The sequence below is a fragment of the Mycobacterium sp. genome (assembly GCF_035603715.1).
In the GTDB taxonomy this organism is placed as follows: Bacteria; Actinomycetota; Actinomycetes; order Mycobacteriales; family Mycobacteriaceae; genus Mycobacterium.
The window spans coordinates 1-9,093 of the sequence record NZ_DATNJW010000587.1 but is presented as its reverse complement, the minus strand read 5'-3'; the positions used below and the strand labels follow the sequence as shown (position 1 = coordinate 9,093).

The 9,093-nt window shown below is 63.5% G+C and carries 9 protein-coding genes and 1 tRNA gene; 7 read left to right on the top strand and 3 right to left on the bottom strand.

Features of this window, described 5'->3' with window-relative positions:
- Positions 1-886: 886 nt before the first annotated feature.
- From VN856_RS24165 to VN856_RS24155, 3 genes are all read left to right on the top strand, one after another.
- Positions 887-1,126 (top strand): hypothetical protein, encoded by a 240-nt coding sequence (locus VN856_RS24165; RefSeq protein ID WP_325693968.1) that lies wholly within the window; start codon positions 887-889, stop codon positions 1,124-1,126.
- A 74-nt stretch (positions 1,127-1,200) separates the two neighbouring features.
- Complete coding sequence (locus VN856_RS24160; protein WP_325693966.1) at positions 1,201-1,644, top strand: DUF732 domain-containing protein; 444 nt, start codon at positions 1,201-1,203, stop codon at positions 1,642-1,644.
- Between the two features lie 378 nt (positions 1,645-2,022).
- Positions 2,023-2,424, top strand: a complete 402-nt coding sequence (locus tag VN856_RS24155) for a hypothetical protein (protein WP_325693963.1) — start codon at positions 2,023-2,025, stop codon at positions 2,422-2,424.
- 54 nt (positions 2,425-2,478) lie between these two features.
- Here VN856_RS24155 and VN856_RS24150 read toward each other — a convergent pair.
- Positions 2,479-2,552: transfer RNA gene (locus VN856_RS24150), tRNA-Leu, on the bottom strand.
- Between the two features lie 99 nt (positions 2,553-2,651).
- On the opposite strand from VN856_RS24150, the gene VN856_RS24145 reads away from it, so the two are divergent.
- Positions 2,652-3,263, top strand: coding sequence for an ANTAR domain-containing response regulator (locus VN856_RS24145; protein WP_325693960.1), 612 nt, complete (start codon positions 2,652-2,654; stop codon positions 3,261-3,263).
- A 152-nt stretch (positions 3,264-3,415) separates the two neighbouring features.
- Here the strand turns inward: VN856_RS24145 and VN856_RS24140 are convergent, their stop codons facing one another.
- Both VN856_RS24140 and VN856_RS24135 read right to left on the bottom strand, forming a co-directional pair.
- On the bottom strand, positions 3,416-4,618 hold the full coding sequence (locus VN856_RS24140; protein WP_325693957.1) for a lipid-transfer protein: 1,203 nt from the start codon (positions 4,616-4,618) through the stop codon (positions 3,416-3,418).
- Positions 4,615-5,058: a Zn-ribbon domain-containing OB-fold protein gene (locus VN856_RS24135; RefSeq protein ID WP_325693954.1), complete on the bottom strand. Its 444-nt coding sequence runs from the start codon at positions 5,056-5,058 to the stop codon at positions 4,615-4,617. Before VN856_RS24135 ends, VN856_RS24140 begins: the two co-directional genes overlap by 4 nt.
- 123 nt (positions 5,059-5,181) lie before the next feature.
- On the opposite strand from VN856_RS24135, the gene VN856_RS24130 reads away from it, so the two are divergent.
- From VN856_RS24130 to VN856_RS24120, 3 genes are all read left to right on the top strand, one after another.
- Positions 5,182-5,469, top strand: a complete 288-nt coding sequence (locus VN856_RS24130) for a putative quinol monooxygenase (RefSeq protein WP_325693951.1) — start codon at positions 5,182-5,184, stop codon at positions 5,467-5,469.
- A 98-nt stretch (positions 5,470-5,567) separates the two neighbouring features.
- Positions 5,568-8,243 (top strand): DNA polymerase I, encoded by a 2,676-nt coding sequence (gene polA / locus VN856_RS24125; RefSeq protein WP_325693971.1) that lies wholly within the window; start codon positions 5,568-5,570, stop codon positions 8,241-8,243.
- A gap of 206 nt (positions 8,244-8,449) precedes the next feature.
- Positions 8,450-9,093, top strand: a 644-nt coding sequence (locus VN856_RS24120) for a S1 RNA-binding domain-containing protein (RefSeq protein ID WP_325693948.1), incomplete at its 3' end; no start/stop codon positions are given.

The following is a 9,093-nucleotide window of genomic DNA, read 5'->3' as shown; positions in this document are numbered from 1 at the left end:
TGCGGGCCACGCGGGCCGGCGGTGATCACGTTGTTGTTGTCAACGACGGGCGCACCAGCCGCGGTGGTCAACCTGCCGGCCCTCGCGCCAGCCTCACCGTCGTGATGTTTGTTCAAGCTCATCTGGGTCCTCTCAGACACGGCGGGACGCGGGAATGCTTCGTGGTTGCGATGTTCCTCGGTTCTAAAGCCCGAATCAACGGGGAGCAACTTATCGGAATGGTTGACAAGCGTATTGATAGGTGGCTGCCCAATAGATCCGCGATTTGCCTTGACGGTGTCGCAAACCTAAGAACTGAGACGGGCCCGCGGCGTCATACTGTGGCAGAGAAAACCCACGTGACACTGTCGCGGTTTTTTATAGCGTTGCTAGCGCTTGATCGGGCGGACTTGGTTTGTTTGGGTAGTTTGAGTGCGATATTTGACTGTGTCGCAACATGATTCACTGTTTTTCGAGGCCGGTTCAGTGTGCGTTATCGAGGGTTCCTGTGTAGTGCGCTGCGGGCTGGATGCGGCCGGACGCAGAACGGGTTTTGGTGCGTACGCTGTGAAAGTTACGAACGTCGGCCAGGAGCCCCGACTCAGGCCTAGCGGCTCGCTGAGGCTGGCGCGGATAGCCGAAGCTGAGGCCGAGCAAGTGCGCCAGCCGTACTAGTTTCCTACCCATTGTTGGTACAAAGGTAATTACTAGACGTCGCACTGTGAGTTTGCTTATGCGGGTTGCCACGGGCCAATCGAGATGTGCAACATCTGGCCGTGCCCTTGAGTCGAACTCCGTCATCCAACAAGGACGTTTGGCGCTTGCTTCTCCGCGCAACTCTCATCGCCGCAGCCATTGCGCTGCTCTTGTTCGGCGGCGCCGGCCCCAAGGTGAACGCGGCCATCTGATGCGGCTCAAATGGTTGCCTCACGTCGGAGGGGTCTGGAGCGCCGTAGGCGACCACGGCACCTGGATCATCGTCAACACCAACATGGCCGGCAAGCCGAACTGGTGGCTGTGCGTGCATCCGTGGGACTCGAACGACTTTGAGGAGCGCGGGAACTTCCCCAACAGAGAGGCGGCCCAGGCGCACGCGCAGGACCGCGAGGACTGGATGCCGATTCAGGCGCAGGGGCGTGCGAAATGAGCAAAACGATTCTGGCAGTCCTCGCCGCGCTGATCGACGGTTGAAGGCTCATCACAATCACGGCGGATCGAGAGATGAAGATGATGTGGACCGTTGTGGCGATGCTGGCCGGGATCTCGGTACTTACGGCACCTGTGGCGCATGATTCTCCGCGCGGTTTCAACAAAAATCACCATTGGCTGTCACCTTTGGTTCGGCTCGCGATCAACCTGATTAGCCTCACGGCGCTTCTCGGCCTGGTGCTCGCGCCCGACGCCAAGGCCGACGCCGAGGACTACATCGACTATCTGGACAACCGCGGCCTCGGCTGCGGCCAGGGGCCGCTCAAGTGCAAAAGTGAGGCCGACCTGATCGAGGTTGGCCGCTCCGTCTGCTACGACATCGACACGAACCGTCAAATCCCAACTGAGGCGGCCGACAAGCTCCTGTCCGTCACCGATGGCTGGTTCAACAAAATCCAGCCCAGGGAGCTGGTTGCGGCTGCTGCCGTCAATCTTTGCCCCTGGGACAAACTCTGATGCGCTCTAACTACGGGAATGACATCCCTTTGACCCGCGGTCTCGGTACAAAGGTAATTACTAGACGCCTCGCTGTGAGTTCACCCTTATGCGTTGCCACTGGCCAAATGGGACGTGCATCCTCCTGTGCGTTGACTGCTGCGTCGCAAGAGGTGCAACAGGTTGTGGGAATCGAGGAAAATGATCATCACAGCACCGCAGCACCATGCGTTAAGCACGCACTTGGTTGTCACGGTCCTAGCGGGTGACCGCCGCATCTGGATAACGGCTCCCCAAGCCGTCTACATGGCGATTGCCGCTCTTGTGACCCCGGAGGAAATAAGAGGATCGCACGCCACGTACACCCACCTCAGGCCCACAAGATGGCGCGTGTGTGCCGTGACCTCAACGCATCTGGCCTTTGTCGAACTTGAGTTTGACGGTGAAGATTACGACGCAGAGGAGGAGCGGAAGCGGCTCAATCCGGAGCGGCGTGGGTATCGAGAACCGCCTGCAAGCGCCATGGTGGTGTCGGCATGGGCGCGACCGCTCGCCGCAGCGCTCAAGCTGAGAGCGGCTGAGATTAGCCGCGATCACCCCACCGAGGGGGGCGGGTTCCGTTTGGGCCGGATCGTCATCGAGTTTGCGGACGGAACGATCGCACCTGCCGAAGGGGGCTTCTCCTGCCCAACCCAGCGCGCGGAAGGCGACTCTGACCGTTGGGACGATTTCATCGCAGCCATACGCCGCGGTAGCCCATACCTCACGGTGGAACTTGAGCCCGGGGACCGCCCGGTATGAATAAGCATGATTTGCTAGTCCGTCATGCGGCGCGCTTCCTGCGACTTTGCTAAGTGCCCTCGGTGAGATTCGAACTCACACTGGACGGGTTTTGAATCCGTTTCCTCTGCCAGTTGGGATACGAGGGCCTGCTGACTACGGCCTCCCACCATAGAGGATGGGTCCATGCGAGCCGACTCACAGCCCCGCGGTCGAGGATCGGCGCGGTTCACGGGAGAATGGCCGTCATGACCGACGACGACGCGCGCACCTCGCACCGGGTTCTGATCGCCGAGGACGAGGCGCTGATCCGGCTCGACTTGGCCGAGATGCTGCGCGAGGAGGGCTACGAGATCGTCGGCGAGGCCGGCGACGGTCAGGAAGCCGTCGAGCTGGCCGAGCAGCTGAAGCCCGATCTGGTGATCATGGACGTCAAGATGCCGCGCCGCGATGGCATCGACGCCGCATCGGAGATCGCCAGCAAACGGATCGCGCCGATCGTGGTGCTGACCGCGTTCAGTCAGCGCGACCTGGTCGAGCGCGCACGCGACGCCGGGGCGATGGCCTATCTGGTGAAGCCGTTCACGATCTCCGACCTGATTCCCGCAATTGAGTTGGCGCTCAGCCGATTCAGCGAGATCAGGGCGCTGGAGCGCGAGGTCGAGACGTTGTCCGATCGGCTGGAGACCCGCAAGCTCGTCGAGCGGGCCAAAGGCATATTGCAGGCCAACCAGGGCATGACCGAGCCCGAGGCGTTCAAGTGGATCCAGCGTGCGGCGATGGATCGCCGGACCACGATGAAGCATGTGGCCGAAGTGGTCCTGGAGACCCTCGATACCCCGAAGGACGCGTCGAGCTAGCGCGCGACGATCACCGACGAGCCATGGCCGACGGGTCTGAGCCAGTTGGGTAATTCAGACACCGAAATCGACGCTGGCGCGCAAGTCACTCGAACTTTTCCGCGCCTGCGTCGATCTCGACGAAAACTCCGCGGTGCATTGGACGCATCGAGCTAGCGCGCGACGATCACCGACGAGCCGTGGCCGAACAGGCCCTGGTTTGCGGTGACGCCGACTGTGGCGCCCTCGACCTGGCGACCGGTGGCCTGACCGCGCAGCTGCCAGGTCAACTCGCAGACCTGGGCGATCGCCTGGGCGGGAATCGCCTCACCGAAGCACGCCAGCCCGCCTGACGCGTTCACCGGGACCTTCCCGCCGATCGCGGTGGCTCCGCTACGCAGCAGCGCCTCGGCTTCGCCCTTGGGGCACAGACCCAAGTGCTCGTACCAGTCCAGCTCCAAAGCAGTGGAGAGGTCGTACACCTCGGCCAGGCTCACGTCTTCGGGCCCGATACCCGCCTCGGCGTAGGCAGCGTCCAAGATCTGGTCCTTGAACACCCGATTCGGTGCTGACACCACGGCGGTGGAATCCGTTGCGATATCCGGTAATTCGGGCAGATGCTGCGGGTACTGCGGGGTCACCGTGCTGACAGCGCGCACCGACGGCACGCCGTCCAGGGAGCCGAGATGTTTACGGGCGAAGTCCGCGCTCGCCACGATCAGAGCGGCTGCACCATCGGATGTGGCGCAGATGTCGAGCTGCCGCAACGGGTCACTGACCACCGGGCTGGCCAACACGTCTTCGACCGAGGATTCCTTGCGGTAGCGGGCATTCGGGTTCTGCAGACCGTGCTGGGAGTTCTTGACCTTCACCTGGGCAAAATCCTCGGACGTCGCCCCATACAGGTCCATCCGGCGGCGTGCCAGCAGCGCGAAATACACCGGGTTCATCGCGCCGATCAAGTGGAAGCGCTGCCAGTCCGGGTCGTTTTTGCGTTCGCCGCCGACCGGCGCGAACGCCCCCTTCGGAGTGGTGTCAGCGCCGATGACCAGCGCGACGTCGCAGAACCCCGCCAGAATATGGGCGCGGGCACTCTGCAGGGCCTGCGAGCCACTGGCACACGCGGCGTAACTGGAGCTGACCGGCACTCCGTTCCAGCCGAGCTTCTGCGCGAACGTCGACCCCGCAATGAAGCCCGGGTAGCCGTTGCGGATGGTGTCGGCGCCGGCGACCAGCTGGATCTGCCGCCAGTCCAGGCCGGACTCCGCAAGCGCGGCGCGGGCGGCGACCACGCCGTATTCGGTGAAATCCCGGCCCCATTTGCCCCACGGGTGCATGCCGGCGCCGAGGATGTAGAGCGGTTCGGGAGTACTCATTCGGCGATCCTCCACGCGTGTACGAGGCGTTCGACGCCGTCGGTGTCAGTGAACAGAGTCATGGTGGCCAACTCCATCCGCATACCGACCTTCAGATCGGCCGCCAGCGTTCCCTCGACTACCTTGCCCAGCACGATGATTCCCTCGTCGGCCAGTTCGACCGCCGCGATGGCGAACGGCTCGAACGGATCCGCGGCGGGGTATGGCGCCGGCGGCGGATACCGGTTCTCGGTATAGCTCCACAGCGTCCCGCGGGTCGACAACGCGACGGACTCTAGTGCGTCGGAATCGCAGCCCGGATTGGGGCAGTTGTTCTCCCGAGGCGGGAAGACGTAGGTGCCACATTTGGGGCACTTACTGCCGATCAGATGCGGGTTGCCGGTCTCGTCGGCGGCGAACCACCCGTCGATCGCCGGTTCTGGAATGGTGACCTCTGGCACCGGGCCAGCCTACCCAGCCCGACGGCAAAACTGAAACGTGTTGCAGTTTGTCGCTGTCACCGATGAGTTCCGCCGGCTTCCGCAGTCACATTGTCGAGGTGGGAGCCAACCGAAGGAGCAGCCATGTTGATCGTCGCGGGTTACCTCGTCGTCGACCCGTCGCAGCGAGACGGCTACCTCGAAGACTGCCAAGCAGTCGTGCGGCAAGCGCGAAAGTCACCGGGCTGTCTCGACTTCGCGATCAGCGCCGACTTGATCGAGCCGGATCGCATTGACATCTTCGAACGCTGGGAGTCGCGGGTCGCGCTCGATGAGTTCCGCGGTAGCGGGCCCAGCGACGAGCAACAAGGCTCGATTGTCTCGGCGTCGGTGTGCGAGTACGACGTGGGCAACGAGCAGCCGCTGACCTGATGTCATGACGGGTGCCTAGAGTTGAGGCCGTGAGCCCAGCGAGGACCGCGAGCAAGAAGGCCGACGCCGGTAAAGCCGGTGACGACAAGCCGACGTTGATGCTGCTGGACGGCAATTCACTGGCGTACCGGGCGTTCTACGCGCTGCCGGCCGAAAACTTCAAAACCCAGGGCGGGCTGACCACCAACGCGGTCTACGGGTTCACCGCGATGCTGATCAACCTGCTGCGTGACGAATCGCCGACCCATGTGGCCGCTGCGTTCGACGTGTCGCGGCAGACATTCCGATCAGAGCGGTATCCGGAATACAAGGCAAACCGCTCATCCACGCCAGACGAATTTCGCGGACAGATCGACGTCACCAAGGAAGTCCTTGCGGCGTTGGGTATTACGGTGCTCGCCGAACCCGGGTTCGAAGCAGACGACCTGATCGCCACGCTGACCACGCAAGCCGAGAAAGAGGGCTACCAAGTGCTGGTGGTCACCGGTGACCGCGATTCGCTGCAGCTGGTCAGCGACGACGTCACCGTGCTCTACCCGCGCAAGGGCGTCAGCGAACTGACCCGGTTCACACCGGCCGCCGTGGTCGAGAAGTACGGCCTGACCCCTGAGCAGTACCCGGACTTCGCCGCCCTGCGTGGGGACCCGAGCGACAACCTGCCCGGAATCCCGGGAGTGGGCGAGAAGACTGCCTCGAAGTGGATCAGCGAATACGGGTCGCTGCAGGCGCTGGTCGACAACGTGGACTCGGTGCGCGGCAAGGTCGGTGACGCGTTGCGCGCGAACCTGGCCAGCGTGGTGCTCAACCGCGAGCTCACCGACTTGGTTCGCGACGTGCCGCTGGCGCAGACACCGGACACGCTGCGGATGCAGCCGTGGGACCGTGACCAGATCCACCAGTTGTTCGACCAGCTGGAGTTCCGGGTCCTGCGCGACCGACTGTTCGACACGCTGGCCGCTGTCGAGCCCGAGGTCGACGAGGGATTCGACATCCGCGGGGGAGCGCTGGAGCCCGGCACGATCGGGCAATGGCTGGCCGACCACGTCGCCGACGGCCGCCGGGCCGGGCTCGCGGTGGTGGGCACGCATCTGCCGTACGGCGGCGATGCGACCGCGTTGGCGATAGCTGCCGCCGACGGCGACGGCGCCTTCATCGACACCACGACCCTGACTCCCGAGGACGATTCGGCGCTGGCGGCGTGGCTTGCCGACCCCGAGCGGCCAAAAGCCTTGCACGAGGCCAAGTTGGCGATCCACGACCTGGCCGGGCGCGGCTGGACGCTGGACGGAGTCACCTCCGATACCGCGCTGGCGGCTTATCTGGTCCGCCCCGGGCAGCGCAGCTTCACGCTCGACGACCTGTCACTGCGTTACCTGCGCCGCGAGCTGCGCGCGGAAACGTCTGAACAGCAACAGCTTTCGCTCCTCGACGACGATGAAGGCGTCGACGAGCAGGCCGTACAGACTGCGGTGCTGCGCGCCCGCGCCGTGGTCGACCTCGCCGACGCGCTGGACACCGAATTGGCCCGCATCGACTCCACGTCCTTGCTAGCCGAGATGGAGCTGCCGGTGCAACGGGTGCTGGCGGGTCTGGAGGCCGTCGGCATCGCCGTCAACCTGGACCAGTTGAGTTTGCTGCAAAGCCAATTCGGCGACCAGATCCGCGATGCCGCCGAAGCCGCATACGCCGTGATCGGCAAGCAGATCAACCTGGGCTCGCCAAAACAGCTGCAGGTGGTGCTGTTTGACGAGCTGGAGATGCCGAAGACCAAGCGGACCAAGACCGGATACACCACCGACGCGGATGCGCTCCAAACGCTGTTCGACAAGACGGGGCATCCGTTCCTGCAGCACCTGCTCGCACACCGCGACGTCACCCGGTTGAAGGTGACCGTCGACGGGCTGCTGAATTCCGTTGCCGGCGATGGGCGTATCCACACCACGTTCAACCAGACGATCGCGGCGACGGGCCGGTTGTCATCCACCGAGCCCAACCTGCAGAACATCCCGATCCGCACCGACGCCGGCCGCCAGATCCGCGATGCTTTTGTTGTCGACACCCGAGCCGGCGGCAAATACGCCGAGCTGATGACCGCCGACTACAGCCAGATCGAGATGCGGATCATGGCGCATCTGTCCGGCGACGAAGGCCTGATCGAAGCCTTCAACACCGGCGAGGATCTGCACTCGTTCGTGGCGTCGCGGGCATTCGGCGTGCCGATCGAGGAGGTCACCGGCGAGTTGCGGCGCCGGGTCAAGGCGATGTCGTACGGGCTGGCCTACGGTTTGAGCGCGTACGGCCTGGCGGCTCAGCTGAAGATTTCCACCGAAGAAGCCAAGGTCCAGATGGATCAGTACTTCGCCCGGTTCGGCGGTGTACGCGACTACCTGATGGCCGTTGTCGAGCAGGCTCGCAAAGACGGCTACACCTCGACGGTCCTGGGTCGACGCCGCTACCTGCCCGAGTTGGACAGCACCAATCGGCAGGTTCGTGAGGCCGCCGAGCGCGCAGCGCTCAACGCGCCGATCCAGGGCAGCGCGGCCGACATCATCAAGGTCGCGATGATCGGGGTCGACGCAGCCCTCACGGCTGCGGGGCTGACATCGCGGATGCTGCTGCAGGTTCATGACGAACTTTTGTTCGAAGTCGCCGACGGTGAACGTGAGCAGCTCGAGGCATTGGTGCGCGACAAGATGGGCGGCGCATACCCGCTTGACGTGCCGTTGGAGGTGTCCGTCGGTTACGGCCCGAGCTGGGACACCGCCGCCCACTAGCGTCCGACCGCCGGTCGATCGGGAGAAATTAAGGGGTTTCTTCAAGACGCCGGTGGGCCGAGTTTGGCCAGCGTGTGCCTAGTCGAGTAGCCTTGGCAGGTAGTTCGGCGGCGATTCTGAGTGCACAGCGCGATGGAAAGCCGGACGATCGAATTGAATCCAGCTTTGTCCCTACGACCCCAACCTGTCCGGAGCAACCCAACAATATGCCGAGTCCCACCGTCACCTCGCCGCAAGTAGCCGTCAACGACATTGGCTCGAGCGAGGATTTTCTCGCCGCCATCGACAAAACCATCAAATACTTCAACGATGGCGACATCGTCGAAGGGACCATCGTCAAGGTTGACCGGGACGAAGTCCTGCTCGACATCGGCTACAAAACCGAAGGCGTCATCCCTTCCCGCGAACTGTCCATCAAGCACGACGTCGACCCCAATGAGGTCGTTTCCGTGGGCGATGAAGTCGAAGCCCTGGTCCTCACCAAAGAGGACAAAGAAGGCCGTCTGATCCTGTCCAAGAAGCGCGCTCAGTACGAGCGCGCCTGGGGCACGATCGAGGCACTCAAAGAGAAGGACGAGGCCGTCAAGGGCACCGTCATCGAGGTCGTCAAGGGTGGCCTGATCCTCGACATCGGCTTGCGCGGCTTCCTGCCGGCGTCGCTGGTCGAGATGCGCCGGGTCCGCGATCTGCAGCCGTACATCGGCAAGGAGATCGAGGCCAAGATCATCGAGCTGGACAAGAACCGCAACAACGTGGTGCTGTCGCGCCGCGCCTGGCTGGAGCAGACCCAGTCCGAGGTGCGCAGCGAGTTCCTCAACCAGCTGCAGAAGGGCGCCATCCGCAAGGGTGT

Excerpts from the sequence above, each read along its gene's own strand:
- VN856_RS24165 (WP_325693968.1), top strand. The coding sequence starts at position 887 with ATGCGGCTCAAATGGTTGCCTCACGTCGGAGGGGTCTGGAGCGCCGTA.
- VN856_RS24160 (WP_325693966.1), top strand. The coding sequence starts at position 1,201 with ATGAAGATGATGTGGACCGTTGTGGCGATGCTGGCCGGGATCTCGGTA.
- VN856_RS24145 (WP_325693960.1), top strand. The coding sequence starts at position 2,652 with ATGACCGACGACGACGCGCGCACCTCGCACCGGGTTCTGATCGCCGAG.
- VN856_RS24140 (WP_325693957.1), bottom strand. The coding sequence starts at position 4,618 with ATGAGTACTCCCGAACCGCTCTACATCCTCGGCGCCGGCATGCACCCG.
- VN856_RS24130 (WP_325693951.1), top strand. The coding sequence starts at position 5,182 with ATGTTGATCGTCGCGGGTTACCTCGTCGTCGACCCGTCGCAGCGAGAC.
- polA (WP_325693971.1), top strand. The coding sequence starts at position 5,568 with ATGCTGCTGGACGGCAATTCACTGGCGTACCGGGCGTTCTACGCGCTG.